Annotated in this window: 17 protein-coding genes; 8 read left to right on the forward strand and 9 right to left on the reverse strand. The window is 46.3% G+C overall.

The window, feature by feature from the left end; genetic code table 11:
- Positions 1–108 precede the first annotated feature (108 nt).
- The 3 genes from L1D31_RS18975 (at position 109) to pfkA (ending at position 2,873) form a co-directional block, all read left to right on the forward strand.
- A complete protein-coding gene (locus L1D31_RS18975) occupies positions 109–606 on the forward strand; it encodes a CpxP family protein (RefSeq protein ID WP_239838614.1) in 498 nt (165 codons plus the stop codon).
- A gap of 107 nt (positions 607–713) precedes the next feature.
- Positions 714–1,622, forward strand: coding sequence for a CDF family cation-efflux transporter FieF (fieF, locus tag L1D31_RS18980; RefSeq protein ID WP_239838615.1), 909 nt, complete (start codon positions 714–716; stop codon positions 1,620–1,622).
- Positions 1,623–1,910: 288 nt separating this feature from the next.
- Positions 1,911–2,873 (forward strand): 6-phosphofructokinase, encoded by a 963-nt coding sequence (gene pfkA / locus L1D31_RS18985; RefSeq protein ID WP_239838616.1) that lies wholly within the window; start codon positions 1,911–1,913, stop codon positions 2,871–2,873.
- Between the two features lie 44 nt (positions 2,874–2,917).
- On the opposite strand, the gene L1D31_RS18990 is transcribed toward pfkA, so the two are convergent.
- From L1D31_RS18990 to epmB, 3 genes are all read right to left on the reverse strand, one after another.
- Entirely contained in the window at positions 2,918–3,433 is a 516-nt protein-coding gene (locus L1D31_RS18990) for an MgtC/SapB family protein (RefSeq protein ID WP_239838617.1), read from the reverse strand.
- Between the two features lie 82 nt (positions 3,434–3,515).
- The gene (locus L1D31_RS18995; RefSeq protein WP_239838618.1) at positions 3,516–4,007 is read right to left on the reverse strand and encodes a type II secretion system protein; all 492 of its coding nucleotides are present in this window, start codon (positions 4,005–4,007) and stop codon (positions 3,516–3,518) included.
- Between the two features lie 8 nt (positions 4,008–4,015).
- Entirely contained in the window at positions 4,016–5,038 is a 1,023-nt protein-coding gene (gene epmB / locus L1D31_RS19000) for an EF-P beta-lysylation protein EpmB (RefSeq protein WP_239838619.1), read from the reverse strand.
- 33 nt (positions 5,039–5,071) lie between these two features.
- Between epmB and efp the strand changes: the two genes are divergently transcribed.
- The 3 genes from efp to rraA all read left to right on the forward strand — a co-directional run bounded on the left by efp (position 5,072) and on the right by rraA (position 7,267).
- Positions 5,072–5,638 carry an elongation factor P gene (gene efp / locus L1D31_RS19005; protein WP_239838620.1) on the forward strand — a complete coding sequence of 189 codons (567 nt, stop codon included), beginning with the start codon at positions 5,072–5,074 and terminating at the stop codon, positions 5,636–5,638.
- A gap of 113 nt (positions 5,639–5,751) precedes the next feature.
- The gene (locus L1D31_RS19010) at positions 5,752–6,669 is read left to right on the forward strand and encodes a 1,4-dihydroxy-2-naphthoate polyprenyltransferase (RefSeq protein ID WP_239838621.1); all 918 of its coding nucleotides are present in this window, start codon (positions 5,752–5,754) and stop codon (positions 6,667–6,669) included.
- A gap of 76 nt (positions 6,670–6,745) precedes the next feature.
- The gene (gene rraA, locus L1D31_RS19015) at positions 6,746–7,267 is read left to right on the forward strand and encodes a ribonuclease E activity regulator RraA (protein WP_239838622.1); all 522 of its coding nucleotides are present in this window, start codon (positions 6,746–6,748) and stop codon (positions 7,265–7,267) included.
- 38 nt (positions 7,268–7,305) lie between these two features.
- Here rraA and L1D31_RS19020 read toward each other — a convergent pair whose 3' ends face one another.
- Positions 7,306–8,649, reverse strand: coding sequence for an MATE family efflux transporter (locus tag L1D31_RS19020; protein WP_239838623.1), 1,344 nt, complete (start codon positions 8,647–8,649; stop codon positions 7,306–7,308).
- Positions 8,650–8,767: 118 nt separating this feature from the next.
- Entirely contained in the window at positions 8,768–9,538 is a 771-nt protein-coding gene (tpiA, locus tag L1D31_RS19025) for a triose-phosphate isomerase (protein WP_239838624.1), read from the reverse strand.
- 283 nt (positions 9,539–9,821) lie between these two features.
- Between tpiA and L1D31_RS19030 the strand changes: the two genes are divergently transcribed.
- On the forward strand, positions 9,822–10,169 hold the full coding sequence (locus L1D31_RS19030; protein ID WP_239838625.1) for a 5-carboxymethyl-2-hydroxymuconate isomerase: 348 nt from the start codon (positions 9,822–9,824) through the stop codon (positions 10,167–10,169).
- Positions 10,170–10,196: 27 nt separating this feature from the next.
- Positions 10,197–10,622, forward strand: coding sequence for a DUF805 domain-containing protein (locus tag L1D31_RS19035; RefSeq protein WP_239838626.1), 426 nt, complete (start codon positions 10,197–10,199; stop codon positions 10,620–10,622).
- Between the two features lie 74 nt (positions 10,623–10,696).
- On the opposite strand, the gene L1D31_RS19040 is transcribed toward L1D31_RS19035, so the two are convergent.
- From L1D31_RS19040 to L1D31_RS19055, 4 genes are all read right to left on the reverse strand, one after another.
- A complete protein-coding gene (locus L1D31_RS19040) occupies positions 10,697–11,179 on the reverse strand; it encodes a hypothetical protein (protein WP_239838627.1) in 483 nt (160 codons plus the stop codon).
- A gap of 107 nt (positions 11,180–11,286) precedes the next feature.
- Positions 11,287–13,014 carry a sodium:solute symporter family protein gene (locus tag L1D31_RS19045; RefSeq protein WP_239838628.1) on the reverse strand — a complete coding sequence of 576 codons (1,728 nt, stop codon included), beginning with the start codon at positions 13,012–13,014 and terminating at the stop codon, positions 11,287–11,289.
- Positions 13,015–13,026: 12 nt separating this feature from the next.
- Positions 13,027–13,290: a DUF4212 domain-containing protein gene (locus tag L1D31_RS19050; protein ID WP_006963263.1), complete on the reverse strand. Its 264-nt coding sequence runs from the start codon at positions 13,288–13,290 to the stop codon at positions 13,027–13,029.
- Positions 13,291–13,509: 219 nt separating this feature from the next.
- Positions 13,510–14,136: a MarC family protein gene (locus L1D31_RS19055; RefSeq protein ID WP_006963262.1), complete on the reverse strand. Its 627-nt coding sequence runs from the start codon at positions 14,134–14,136 to the stop codon at positions 13,510–13,512.
- Positions 14,137–14,172: the final 36 nt, after the last annotated feature.

The following is a 14,172-nucleotide window of genomic DNA, read 5'->3' on the forward strand; positions in this document are numbered from 1 at the left end:
ACGATTCTTTACGCTCTCTAGACGTCACTTTACGTTGCAGTTCGTATTCTACACTCAAGCGCTGTCAAGGCAGTTTGATTCCTCACTCTGGATATGAAAGGTACGATTATGAAAACGACAAAGAAATTGATATTAGCGGCGGTGATTCTTCCTTTGACTCTGGGCTCAGCAAGTGCATTCGCTTTTGGTGGCAAAGATCATAAAAAAGGCCACCACGGTGAGTTTGGTTTTGATCGTGGCATTATGCGTCAGCTTGATTTAACGGACGCGCAGAAAGAACAGATAAAAGTGCTGCGTGAAACGTCTAAAACCGAGATGAAAGCAGAGTTAAAACAAAACTTTGAAACTCGACATGCTGAAATGCAAGCCAATAAAGAAAAACTTCAAGCTCTGGTGCTCGCGGATACGTTCGATAAAGCGACTGCGAATGAGTTAGCCAAACAAATGGTTGAGCAGCAGACTGCACGTAAAGTAAAAATGTTGGAAAAACAACATCAGATGCTGAGCATCCTGACGCCAGAGCAGAAAACCAAATATGTTGAACTGCAAAAAGAGCGTGCTGAGAAGCGCTTCAATAAGATGCAAGAGCGCTTAAGCGATAGTTAAACAGATGTGGTTTATTAAGGCGGCCGATTGGCCGCCTTTTTTGTATCATTTTTATTCAATAATTTGCGAGTTATACTTAAGGTAATGTTTTTAAAACGCTTTACTCTATGAAACACGAATATGCACGTTTAGTAACACTGGCTGCTTGGACAGCGACGATTGTTGCAACGTTACTGCTGATGGTTAAGTTGGCAGCGTGGTGGGTGACAGGCTCAGTCAGTTTACTCGCCTCATTGATTGACTCTATGCTCGATATTGCCGCATCTCTGGTCAACCTTTTTGTCGTCAGATATTCACTGCAACCCGCTGACAGAGAGCATACCTTTGGTCATGGTAAAGCTGAGTCCTTGGCGGCGTTGGCTCAGGCGATGTTTATTTCTGGCTCTGCGGTCTTCTTGATCCTCAATGGTGTAGAGCGCTTTTTCCGCCCTCATGAACTGCAATCTCCCGAATATGGGGTGTACGTGAGTCTATTTGCCATTGTGATTACTTTTGCTCTTGTTCAGTTCCAAAAATACGTCGTTAAACAAACGGGCAGTCAGGCCATTGCTGCGGACTCTTTGCACTATCAATCTGATTTATACATGAATGCTGCGATTATGTTAGCGCTGGGCTTAAGTTGGTTTGGTATTACTCAAGCGGATGCGGTGTTTGCCGTCGGGATTGGTTTATACATTTTATATAGTGCTGTGCAGATGGTACGAGAAGCGATTCAGACTCTGCTGGATCGTAAGTTGCCGGATGAAGAGTTGGAAGAAATCAAGGCGTGCTGCTTATCAGTCGATGGAGTTTTAGGGGTGCACCAATTACGAACACGTATGTCGGGCCCAACGCGTTTTATTCAGTTGCACCTTGAACTTGAAGATCAGATCCCGCTGCTTGAAGCGCATCGCATTTCTGACTCAGTAGAAAATCGGTTATTGGAACGCTTCCCGCATGCCGATGTATTGATCCACCAAGACCCGTATTCGGTTGTTTTTGGGCCGGAGAAAGAGCAAAAAGCCCAAGATTGGTAGCAGCGGATGGTAAGCCACAGGTCTGAAGCGACAAAATGTGCCTTATTGACTATCTTTTCATCGAGGGCACAATCCGTTGGTATTCTGATGTGTATCAAGTCAGAAAAAGAGTAAAACTGTAATACTCTTACATAAGTAGAAAAGTTACATAATTTAGTTTAAATAACAGTAGTATTCCTTGTGCGTAAAGGTAACATACTGCACAGCTATAAGAATCTTGTCAGTAATTCGGTTGTAAATTGCTGACGTAAAAATTGAAATAAGATTCCCAAAAAATCGAGGGTGAGCATGATTAAGAAGATCGGTGTTTTGACAAGTGGCGGTGACGCACCAGGCATGAACGCAGCCGTTCGCGGTGTGGTACGTACAGCGCTATCGGAAGGTTTAGAAGTGTACGGCGTTTACGACGGATACTTAGGCCTTTATGAAGACCGTATCGAGAAGCTTGATCGTTCAAGCGTATCTGATGTGATCAACAAAGGTGGCACTTTCTTAGGTTCAGCACGTTTTCCTGAATTCAAAGAAGTGGCTGTTCGTGAGAAGGCGATTGAGAACCTTAAGAAGCACGGCATCGAAGCACTGGTTGTGGTCGGTGGTGACGGTTCTTACATGGGCGCAAAGAAGTTAACCGAAATGGGTTACCCATGTGTTGGTCTGCCAGGGACTATCGATAACGACATTGCAGGTACTGATTACACGATCGGCTATTTAACGGCTTTGAACACAGTAATCGATGCTATTGACCGTTTGCGTGATACTTCTTCTTCTCACCAGCGTATTTCTATTGTTGAAATCATGGGACGCCACTGTGGTGACTTAACTCTGATGTCGGCGATTGCTGGTGGCTGTGAGTACATCATTACTCCTGAAACAGGCTTGGATAAAGAGAAACTGATTAACAACATTCAGGATGGCATCAAGAAAGGTAAGAAGCATGCGATTATTGCCCTTACTGAGCTAATGATGGACGCTAACGAGCTGGCGAAAGAGATTGAAACGGCCACTGGTCGTGAAACTCGAGCTACTGTTCTTGGCCACATTCAACGCGGTGGTCGACCAACGGCATTTGACCGCGTTCTCGCTTCTCGCATGGGTAACTACGCGGTTCACCTTCTTATGGATGGCCATGGTGGTCGTTGTGTCGGTATCCAGAAAGAGCAACTGGTTCATCACGACATCATCGACGCGATTGAGAATATGAAACGCCCTGTTCGTGAAGACCTATACAAAGTGGCTGAAGAGTTATTCTAAGCCGCGATGAATCAAACTAGCCACCCAATCGATGGGTGGCTTTTTTATATCTCGTTTGAGTGCAGTTGGTTATCCATGGCAGAGGCTTTACGCTGTTGTCTCTTTTGGTGGACACCACGCCTCAAAGCTTGAATACGATTTTCCGCTTTATCGACACCCAAAAGAACCATCAGTGTGAGCAAAGTAATGATGACCGATTGGTGCCAGTAACCCAGACCAATCATCATCCCTAATGCTGCGAGTACCCATATCACCGCAGCTGAAGTGACACCATGTATTTTGCCATCTTGTGTCATCATCACCCCTGCACCGAGAAAGCCGACTCCAGTAATGATCTGCCCTAGCACCCTAGCTTGATCTAAAGTGTTGGGGGAAAGAGAAACCGCCATAGACATAAATAAGTAAGTTCCAGCGATGATTAAGATGGATGTTCGGATACCAACAGGCTTGCCACGCGTTTGACGTTCAACGCCAATCAAAATGCCGTTGATCGCGCAACATAGCAGTGCAGCCCAGCTAAATGGGCCAAGATGCAGTAAAGGGTCGGGTGTTATATTCATAGTGTTCTCCTAAACTGCGGAGTATGCCGAGCATACTTGGTTTAGGCGAACAAAAGATATTTATCTTGAGGATAAAGCGAATTTAACAACCCGTCGTGGTCAAAACAATGTTAGGCTCCGCAGCTGAAGTGGCTTCACGGTATTGCAGGTAGCAATTTTGCGTGCTTTGGCGTCGGTCTGCGGGCATGTAGAGAATGATACCATCATTGGGATCGGTATTGCTGAAGTACCAATCAGCACCATCCGCGCCGAAGGTGGCATCTTCAATCGTTGTGCCCAAAAGCTGAGACCAAGCATTAGCATTATCGGCTTTTGGATAGCCATAACCTATATCGACGCTGTCACCCTCTAGAGTCAAGGTTGCGTTGGAGAGCGCGTTCAGGTTCTGCACCGAGGCAATTCCAATAACTTGTTCATTCGCCCCTTGCATGGCTCCTTTTAGCCCTTGTAAAGCGGATATGCGTGCATTGGATTGCAAATTAAGTAGGCGAGGCAGGGCCGTGATGGCCAGAATACTCAATACCACAATGACGATAACCAGTTCGATTAGAGTGAAACCTTGTTTGCTTTTCATGACTATTTTTATTCTAAATGGAGATCCAGAGGGGTTTTGCTGGCTCGGCCACCGATTTCGCGCGTTAACTTAGGAACCAGATAGCCAGACACTCGCTCAATCACACCCGACATAATTTGCTTCGCTTGCTGATCTGAAATAAAAAAGTGGGTTGCTCCTTGTACTTTATCTAATACATGAATGTAGTAGGGCAGTACACCTGCATCAAATAATGCTTCGCTGAGCGCCACCTGTACATCAACGCTGTCATTGACGCCTTTGAGCATTACTCCTTGATTAAGTAGGGTAACACCCGAACGTCGTAGTGTACTTAAGGCATCTCTTAGTTGCTGATTGATTTCATTGGCGTGATTGATGTGAGTGACCATAATCACCTGCAAACGGGTTGCTGCTAACAGCTCGATCAACGAAGTTGTGATTCGATCTGGAATCACAACGGGCAGGCGAGAGTGAATTCTCAGCCGTTTAATGTGTGGAATATCCGCGATCTGATCAACCAACCATTGCAGCTCTTCATCCTTTGCCATCAGAGGATCCCCACCTGAAAGAATGATTTCATTCAGTTCAGGGTGCTGGCGTACATAATCTAGGCTCTGCAACCAGACGGATTTACTGCCTTTATTCTCGTTATATGGAAAGTGGCGACGGAAGCAGTATCGACAGTTGATCGCGCAGCCTCCTTTAACGATCATCAAAGCGCGATTGCGGTATTTATGCAGTAATCCGGGGACTTGGTTATCTTGCTCTTCCAAGGGATCGCTTGAGTAGCCGGGGTGTACCTCAAACTCTTCTGAGAGAGGCAAAACCTGACGCAATAAAGGATCCCACGGATTGCCTTTTTCCATTCGGTCAATAAAACTTTGCGGTACACGCTGGGCGAACAACTTGCGAGCGTCGAAACCACTTCGCCATGGAGAGGGATCGATTTCCAACTGCTCAAGCAGTTTTTCAGGATCAGAGATCCCATTCGCCAGCTGTTTGAGCCAGTTTTGCTCAACAGAATCGACTTTTCGGGTTATGATGTGCGGCATTAAATTTAACTCGAAGAATGGTAAGAGGAAAAAATGGCTACTGTTAGCACGAATGAATTCAAAGGCGGTCTTAAAATTATGCTTGATAATGAGCCTTGTGTCATTCTCGAAAACGAGTATGTAAAACCAGGCAAAGGTCAGGCATTCAACCGTGTTAAAATCCGTAAACTGCTTTCAGGTAAAGTTTTAGAGAAGACATTTAAGTCTGGCGACACAGTTGAAGTGGCAGACGTAATGGATATCGATCTTGACTACCTGTACAACGACGGTGAATTCTACCATTTCATGAACAATGAAACATTCGAACAAATCGCTGCTGACACGAAAGCGGTGGGTGAAAATGCGAAATGGTTGGTTGAAAACGATACTTGTATGCTGACACTATGGAATGGTAACCCAATCGTAGTGACGCCACCAAACTTCGTTGAGTTAGAAGTGACAGAAACCGATCCTGGCCTGAAAGGTGATACTCAAGGAACTGGTGGTAAGCCAGCGACACTGACAACAGGCGCTGTGGTTCGTGTTCCTTTGTTCATCGCTATCGGTGAAGTGATCAAGGTAGATACACGTACCGGGGAGTACGTTGGTCGAGTGAAGTAAGTTTGGTTTACTGAATAATTTGAAAAAGGTCACTTCGGTGGCCTTTTTTGTTTCTGAGCTAACTTTGATGTGCCACAATTCCTGCCATGTACTCAGGGACTAAACTGGTAAGCATGAAACAGTCTTTACGTATTTGGCTAGATGCCGCTCGCCCTAAAACGCTACCATTGGCTCTGGTTTCCATTTTAACAGGTAGTGTTCTCGCGTATTCCACCCATCAGTTTTCTTTAATGATTACTGTGTTGGCGTTTGTGACAGCAACGTTATTGCAAATCTTGTCCAATTTAGCCAATGACTATGGTGATGCCGTTAAAGGCACCGACAACGACAACCGACTTGGGCCAATGCGCGTCATTCAATCGGGGGCAGTGACACAGACGGATATGAAGCACGCTATTGTGATTAATATCGTCCTAACCATGGTAGCTGGACTGTCTCTGGTCTTTTATGCGCTCGATAGTTTACAGAGTATTCTGGCTTTTATTGGCTTAGGCGTGCTGGCAATTGTTGCTGCTATCGCGTACACGGTGGGGAATAAACCTTACGGCTATGTAGGACTTGGTGATGTATCGGTATTTATTTTCTTTGGGCTGCTCGGTGTGGCAGGGACTTTCTTCCTTCACACTGGAATTGTCGCGCCTTTGTTAATCTTACCAGCGGTCGGCTGTGGTTTACTTGCTGTTGCCGTTTTGAACATCAACAACATGCGAGACATAGAAAATGACCAAGAGTGCGGTAAGCGTACAGTCGCGGTTCGTCTCGGTCAGAAAAATGCCAAGCATTATCACAGCGCGTTGTTGGTTGGTGCTTTGGTTGCATTTATTGGTTACCTTATCGTTCAGCCTGTACCTGTCTGGTTGAGTTTGCCCTTTTTATTGAGTGTACTGGTGATTTACAAACATGGCCGAGCGGTATGGCAAGCGAAGAAGCCTGCTCAGATAGCCCCTATGATGCCAGTGGTTGTGAAGTGCTCTCTGGTAACTAACTTATTGTTTGCGGGTGTGGTTATAGCTCAAACTCTGGTCAGTTAATTGAGCCTTGTCATTGCAATGACTTAATGTGTCTATATACTCGATGGAGATGACGAACCGTATGGGAAGGAACACGATGGAATACAATACATCGGCTTTATGCGACATTTACTCAGAACAAGTGGATGTAGTAGAACCAATGTTTAGCAACTTTGGTGGCAGTGCCTCGTTTGCTGGACAGATCACGACGGTGAAGTGTTTTGAAGACAACGGTCTGATTCGAGAAGTCCTCGAACAGGATGGTTTAGGCCGCATATTACTCATTGATGGTGGTGGCTCATTGCGCCGTGCATTAATTGATGCTGAGCTAGCTTCACAGGCTGAAGAAAATGAGTGGGAGGGCTTAATCGTCTACGGATGTGTACGTGAAGTCGATGAACTGGAAGATGTGAGCATCGGAATCCAAGCCCTAGCTTCAATTCCGGCTGGAGCAACTTCCCAAGCAATTGGAGAAGTGGACGTCGCGGTGAACTTTGGCGGGGTCACTTTCTTGCCCGAAGATTATCTATATGCAGATAATACAGGAGTGATTTTGTCGCAAGAGCCGCTTGATGTGGACCTAGATACCGAAGACGATGAACTCAACGTAGACGAATAACAGAATCCAAAAACACCGACTGTCCCGTCGGTGTTTTGCTATATAGTTTGAGCCAAATATTGACGCCTAAGCTTAAGAGCATAAAGATACCCCAGAATGCCTCCGAGAATGTTCCCCACTGCGATACCCGCAAATAGCCCTTCTATGTCATACCAATGACTACCGAGCCAAGCACAAGGTAAGGTAAAGATGAATAGGCGCATAAAGCTCCATTGGAATGCCTTGAGCGGCTCATGGAGTGCGTTTAGGCCGGACACCAGCATCATTACGATTCCCTGAAACCCGTAACTGAATGGCACAACTAGCAAATAGTGCCATAGCAGATCACTCACCGCTTGCTCTTGAGAAAAAAGTGCTGCCAGTGGGATGCTCAGTGGAACCATCATAATAAAAATGCCGAACTGGAATAGCAGTGAGAAACGCATGCTGAGGAATAACCCGGCAAAACTACGTTGAGGGTTATTTGCGCCAACGTTTTGAGCGATGAATGGGGTTAAGGTTGAGGTTAATGACATCAATACTATGATGAGAATGGACTCCACTCGTTGAGCTGCACCGTAAGCGGCCACTGCAGCGGTGCCATGACGGGAAAGCAACATCATTAGGATAGCGCCTGAGATTGGATTCATTGCATTCGATAAAGCGGCAGGTGTGCCTATTTTTAAAATTTGCTGCCAATCTACCCCAAGGGTTTTAAAACATGGCCACGCTAGGAGTTTCTCTCTTTTTATCAGTACATATAGGGATCCGATTAACGCGCCAAACCAGCTCATCGCACTGGCAATGGCCGCTCCCTGAATGCCTAACTCGGGGAATGGACCATAACCAAAGATGAGTAAGGGGTCGAGCACACCATTAATTAGACCCGCTAGCATCATGATTTTAGCTGGCGTCTTAGTGTCACCTGTGGCTCGAATCGCACTGTTTCCTGCCATAGGAACGACCAAAAGAGGGATGGTCAGATACCAGATATCCATATACTGATGAATTAAAGGCAGTAGGGTTTGCTGTGCACCAAGAAAAAGGAAGAGTGGTTCGATGCTAAATAGCCCAAGTGTGGAGGCGAGGGCGACAAGTAACACGGCTAACAATAATCCATGAGAAGAAAATCGTGCCGCGATAATAGACTGACCTTGGCCCAGCAAGCGGCCGATATTGGTCGATAATCCCATTCCTATTCCCATAGTGATACAGTTAACAGCGAATGTGACAGGGAAAGTGTAGCTGATGGCGGCTAGCGCTTCTGTCCCCAAAAGAGAAATAAAGAAGGTATCCACCAAGTTGAACATCAGAATGGCCACCATGCCGAAAGTCATCGGAATGGTCATCTGACGGAGCACGAGAGGGATGGGGCCAGTTAAAAGGCCGTGCTTATCCTGCATTCGGTACAACTACTCTTGGGGCGGAAAAGCGTAGGATACTTGATTGATGTGTGAGACACAAAAAAGGCCAGCTTGCGCTGACCTCAATAAGCGATTTCCTAAAGGAAAAAAGGAAAAATTACGCTTTAGCTGCTGCTGCCGCTTTCGCGATGGCTGCGAAGCTCTTCGCATCTAGAGATGCACCGCCCACTAGAGCACCGTCGATGTCTGGTTGTGAGAAGTATGCTTCAGCGTTCTCTGGCTTAACAGAACCACCGTATTGAATTATTACTTGCTCAGCCACTGCAGCGTCTTTTTCTGCGATTAGAGCGCGGATAGAAGCGTGGATGCGCTGTGCATCTTCAGCTGTTGCTGCTTTACCAGTACCGATAGCCCAGATTGGCTCGTATGCGATGATCGCGTCGTTTAGCGCTTCAACACCGTATGCGTCGATTACTGCGTTGATTTGACGTGCACAAACTGCTTCAGTTTCGCCCGCTTCGTTTTGAGCTTCAGATTCACCGATACAGAAAACTGGCTTCAGGCCGTTCTCTTTTAGGAAAGCAAATTTCTTCGCGATGAACTCGTCAGATTCGTTGTGGTATTCACGACGCTCAGAGTGGCCGATGATGATGTGAGAAGCACCGAAATCCTTCAGCATTTCTGGAGACATATCGCCAGTGAATGCACCGCTGTTGTTTAGGTCAGTGTTTTGAGCACCTAGGATGATCTTGTTACCGCCTTCAGCGATAACACGTTCAGCTAGATCGATGTAAAGCGCTGGTGGAGCTACTGCTACGTCAACACCTTCCACACCTTCAAGTTCTGCGTTCAGGCCAGTTAGCAACTCTTTTACCATTGCTTTACTGCCGTTAAGTTTCCAGTTACCCATCACTACAGGACGACGCATAGGAATATCTCCCTTTGTATTTAATGTAAGTTCATTAATGTAAAAAATCTTCGTAGGAATATAACAGATTACACCAACCAAATCATGACTAGTATCATGTCTTGTTCGGTTCTGGATGATTGGATGCCGCTGTGACAACTCATAATTGGTATAAGCTTTGCTGTACTGAGTGATCCATAAAGCATTATGCTGGTTTTACGCTCGGAAACAGCAGCGGAAATTGGTAATAGTGTCTGAGTATTTTTAATGATTATTTGAAACTCTCTTACATTTGAGGACAGCTATGCCAAATCTAGTGATGGAATACTCTAACTCTGTTGATGAACGAGTTAACGTACAGGGATTATTGGAAGATCTGCATCAGGTCGCCCTTCACAGTGGGTTGTTCGATGCCTCTTCGGTGAAGTCTCGAGCTTTGCGATGTCATCATTGGCTAGTGGGAGAGGCTGGTGATAATGTCGACTTCATACATATCAGCTTTGATTTACTTGGTGGACGAACGGCGGAGCAAAAGCGTGAGCTATCACGTCAGCTGATGGGAGTTCTGCAAGAGCAAGCAAGCCATGTGCATAGTTTGACAGTCAATATCCGAGATATGGATAAAGAATGTTTTCAAAAAGTGGTCAATTAATAGTTTTGGCGGTTTAGGTAAGTCATCATGTCAATGAAAGAGTTGCTGCTTTCGTTTCAAGGTCGAGTAGGGCGCAAAACCTACTGGATGTGGAATATCATATATTACGTGTTAATTGTTGGCTTTGCTGCCGGAGTGAATGCCTTGTTGCCAAGTATGGCGCATTTGCTGTTGCCGTTATTTTTGATTGTAGTCTTGCTCCCAGATCTCGCTATTACTGCCAAACGTTGGCATGACAGAGGCAAATCAAGTTGGTGGTTATTACTGAATGTGCCATTAATCATTGGCCGCATGACAGTCCCAGCAGGAGACCCGGCTCAGATGACGCAACCAACCACATTACAAGCCGTGAGTTCTTTAGCGGCCTTAGTGTGTGGTGTTTGGATTCTTGTGGAGTGCGGTTTCCTCAAGGGAAACCAAGGCAATAACCAGTATGGTGTAGAGCCTAAATAGAACATGAATAAGAGAAAAGGCTAGAATCAGGGATGATGCCATGACATCAACCCTGATCATCGTCTCGCGATTCTCTATTCTGTAAACAGTGTTTCGTATTTCACAAATGCGGTTTGTGTTTCCCCATAATACAGCGTGCCGTCAGATTGAATCGCCACTCTCAGCCAGCTGTCTGCTGATGTGGGTTTAGGTAACGTGATATACCAGTTTTGCCCTGCTTGATCGGCTGGCTCCATATTGATTGGTTGCGCGTTCTGCTCTTGGCTGTCGACCAAAGAAAGCTTAACGCCTTCGAGAGAATGGGCTGAATGAAGTGATAACTCAAGATTTTTATCGGTGAGCTTTTCTGAGCGGAACTTGACCTTAAAGTCTCCATTTTCCATATCGCACAAACCACTGGTGTAGCGACAGTTTGATTTGCTGACCAGTTTGTAGCTCTGGCCTTCTTTGGCGGCATGGGGTTTTTCGCTGACTGCCATATCAGTGCCGAAATAGGCAATAATGGACAGAATCGGTGCAATCAAAAGAGCGACAATAAAGTGCTTATTTTTGAACATCTTGGCTTCCTTGCGACAACATTTCGAAACTACGGTAACTGAATTAAGAGCAATAAAAAAGCCCCGGACGGGTCGTCCCGTGAGGGGCTTTAGTCATTAAGTGTAGATTAGTGATCTACCGCATCTCCAGCGCCTGCTGGAACACGAACGTGTTCGACCAAATCTTTCACTTCTTGTGGTGTTTCTGCCGTAACTTTCGATACCGCGAATGCCACTAGGAAGTTGAATAGCGCACCGATAGCACCGAAGGCATTAGGTTCGATACCTAGGAACCAGTTGCTGCCCCAGCTTTCTAGGTACTTCCAGTCAGCGATGAACAGGATGCCTTTGTGCTGGAATACGTAGAATAGAGTGATGGTGATACCTGCGATCATGCCGGCAATCGCGCCTTCCTTGTTGATGCTCTTACTGAAAATACCCATCATCAAGGCTGGGAAGATGGACGAGGCGGCCAGACCGAAGGCCAGTGCCACCGTACCTGCGGCAAAGCCAGGCGGATTGAGCCCCAGATAACCGGCGACAGCAATCGCGACTGCCATGGATATCCGACTGGCCAGTAACTCTTTCTTCTCAGAGATGTTCGGATTTATCACACCTTTGATTAAGTCATGAGATATTGCTGACGATATCGCGAGTAGCAGACCTGCAGCGGTAGACAGAGCGGCGGCTAAACCACCCGCAGCAACCAGTGCAATAACCCAGTTAGGTAGCTTGGCTATTTCTGGGTTCGCCAGAACCATGATGTCACGGTCGACTTTCAGCTCGTTGGTTTCAGCATTTGAGGTGTATTGGATGTTGCCATCGCCGTTCTTATCATCAAAGCCAAGTAGGCCAGTTTTTTCCCAGTTTTTGAACCAGTCAGGACGCTCATCGTAAGCAAGGTTCTGACCCGGAGCCGGGTTAACTGTATCCATTAGGTTTAGACGTGCCATTGCAGATACCGCAGGTGCAGTGGTGTATAGAATCGCGATAAAGACGAGCGCCCAGCCTGCTGAAGTGCGTGCATCACGTACTTTCGGTACTGTGAAGAAACGGATGATAACGTGCGGTAGACCCGCAGTACCAATCATCAGAGACATGGTGTAAACAAACATGTTCAAGGTATCACCGCGCACCTGAGTCGTGTACTCGCTAAATCCGAGCTCAGTCACCACCTGATCAAGCCGATCGAGCAGATAGACGTCTGTTCCGGCCATGGTGCTACCTAGGCCCATTTGTGGAATTGGGTTTCCTGTTAGCTGTAGCGAGATAAAGATAGCAGGAATGGTGTACGCCAGAATAAGTACACAGTACTGAGCAATCTGCGTGTAGGTAATGCCTTTCATGCCGCCCATTACCGCGTACATGAATACAATACACATACCGATCAGTAGACCTGTTGAGTAATCTACTTCAAGGAATCGACCGAAGGCAACACCGACCCCTTTCATCTGACCGATTACGTAAGTCACTGACGCGATAATCAGACACACAACCGCAACAATACGTGCCGCATTGGAGTAGAAACGCTCACCAACGAACTCAGGTACTGTGAACTTGCCAAATTTACGTAGGTATGGTGCTAAAAGCAGAGCGAGTAGTACATAGCCGCCTGTCCAGCCCATCAGGAATACGGAACCACCGTAGCCCATGAAGGCGATAAGGCCTGCCATTGAAATGAAGGAAGCTGCTGACATCCAGTCCGCAGCGGTTGCCATGCCGTTGGCAATCGGGTTAACGCCACCACCGGCGACATAGAACTCTTTGGTTGACCCCGCACGAGCCCAAATAGCGATACCGATATAAAGAACAAAAGTGGCACCGACAACGAGGTAAGTGATTGTTTTCAAATCCATCTGAACTGCTCCTTACTCGTCCACATCAAATTCGCGATCGATTTGGCGCATTTTCCACGCGTAGTAGAAAATAATGCCTAGAAAGGTATAGATGGAACCTTGTTGTGCAAACCAGAAGCCCAGTTTGTAACCACCTATCTGAAATTGGTTAAGCTCGTCGACAAATAGAATGCCGCAGCCAAAAGAAACGACAAACCAGATAACCATCAAGCTGATCATCAGTTTTACGTTTTTGTCCCAGTAGGCTTTGGCTCGTTCCTGACTTTCAAACGCCATTGCCGCCTCCTTACGATTGGTTTCGTTGTTAAATAAATGTTTCACCATTTACATTAGCAAGGTGCTGGCAAGAACTCTTTTCAACTTTAGTCGCGTGAGAAAAAACAAAAAGCGCCTAAAAATCAGGCGCTTAACATTTAATGATAGATTTCTGTGATGTTAATATGGTGTTAAATTAGCCTAAGGTCTAATGATGTGTTGATGACTTTATAAAACAATTCAACCAAGGTAGAAGTCTTTGATGCCCAATAACAGGTTGTTTAAAGCCACTGCTGCAAGGATCAACCCCATGACTCGGCTGATGATCGCAGCGCCGACATTGCCAATCCATTTCTGGATATGTGTCGCACCAAGCAGCAGGAGTAAGGTGATCAACAGAACACTCACCATCACCGCTGCAGTTATGCCTTGGTCGACCAAGGAATAACGGTGGTTGTCGGTCAGCATCACGATCGCCATCATTGCGCCGGGAGAGGCAATTGAAGGGATCGCGAGTGGGTAGACGGCTAAGTCAGCCAGATCGGAGTGGCTGACTTCTTCAGAAAGCTTAGTTTCCTGTTCAGGTTTAGATTCACCAAAAATCATTGTTAGAGCGAACAGCAAGAGTACTAAGCCACCGGCTGCCTGAAATGCAGGTAGAGGAATCTGCATTGCATCCAGCAGCAGCTGACCGGCAATGAGGAAGAACAGAAGTACGCCTGTTGAGATACCTACCGCTTTGAGCGCCACTAAACGGCGTTGCTTGGCAGTAAGGTGTTGAGTTTGGGATAGATAGACCGGAACGGAACCAATCGGATCGATGACGGCCCAGAGAACGACAAATTGAGTGATCAATACGCTAAGCAATGATTTGACTCCCAGAGTTAGTGAAACAGAGGGATG

The sequence above is a fragment of the Vibrio sp. Isolate23 genome, assembly GCF_022398095.1.
GTDB classification, from domain to species: Bacteria; Pseudomonadota; Gammaproteobacteria; order Enterobacterales; family Vibrionaceae; genus Vibrio; species Vibrio coralliilyticus_A.

Coding starts and splice junctions, on each gene's coding strand:
- L1D31_RS18975 (WP_239838614.1), top strand. CDS start 109: ATGAAAACGACAAAGAAATTGATATTAGCGGCGGTGATTCTTCCTTTG.
- fieF (WP_239838615.1), top strand. CDS start 714: ATGAAACACGAATATGCACGTTTAGTAACACTGGCTGCTTGGACAGCG.
- pfkA (WP_239838616.1), top strand. CDS start 1,911: ATGATTAAGAAGATCGGTGTTTTGACAAGTGGCGGTGACGCACCAGGC.
- L1D31_RS18990 (WP_239838617.1), bottom strand. CDS start 3,433: ATGAATATAACACCCGACCCTTTACTGCATCTTGGCCCATTTAGCTGG.
- L1D31_RS18995 (WP_239838618.1), bottom strand. CDS start 4,007: ATGAAAAGCAAACAAGGTTTCACTCTAATCGAACTGGTTATCGTCATT.
- epmB (WP_239838619.1), bottom strand. CDS start 5,038: ATGCCGCACATCATAACCCGAAAAGTCGATTCTGTTGAGCAAAACTGG.
- efp (WP_239838620.1), top strand. CDS start 5,072: ATGGCTACTGTTAGCACGAATGAATTCAAAGGCGGTCTTAAAATTATG.
- L1D31_RS19010 (WP_239838621.1), top strand. CDS start 5,752: ATGAAACAGTCTTTACGTATTTGGCTAGATGCCGCTCGCCCTAAAACG.
- rraA (WP_239838622.1), top strand. CDS start 6,746: ATGGAATACAATACATCGGCTTTATGCGACATTTACTCAGAACAAGTG.
- L1D31_RS19020 (WP_239838623.1), bottom strand. CDS start 8,649: ATGCAGGATAAGCACGGCCTTTTAACTGGCCCCATCCCTCTCGTGCTC.
- tpiA (WP_239838624.1), bottom strand. CDS start 9,538: ATGCGTCGTCCTGTAGTGATGGGTAACTGGAAACTTAACGGCAGTAAA.
- L1D31_RS19030 (WP_239838625.1), top strand. CDS start 9,822: ATGCCAAATCTAGTGATGGAATACTCTAACTCTGTTGATGAACGAGTT.
- L1D31_RS19035 (WP_239838626.1), top strand. CDS start 10,197: ATGTCAATGAAAGAGTTGCTGCTTTCGTTTCAAGGTCGAGTAGGGCGC.
- L1D31_RS19040 (WP_239838627.1), bottom strand. CDS start 11,179: ATGTTCAAAAATAAGCACTTTATTGTCGCTCTTTTGATTGCACCGATT.
- L1D31_RS19045 (WP_239838628.1), bottom strand. CDS start 13,014: ATGGATTTGAAAACAATCACTTACCTCGTTGTCGGTGCCACTTTTGTT.
- L1D31_RS19050 (WP_006963263.1), bottom strand. CDS start 13,290: ATGGCGTTTGAAAGTCAGGAACGAGCCAAAGCCTACTGGGACAAAAAC.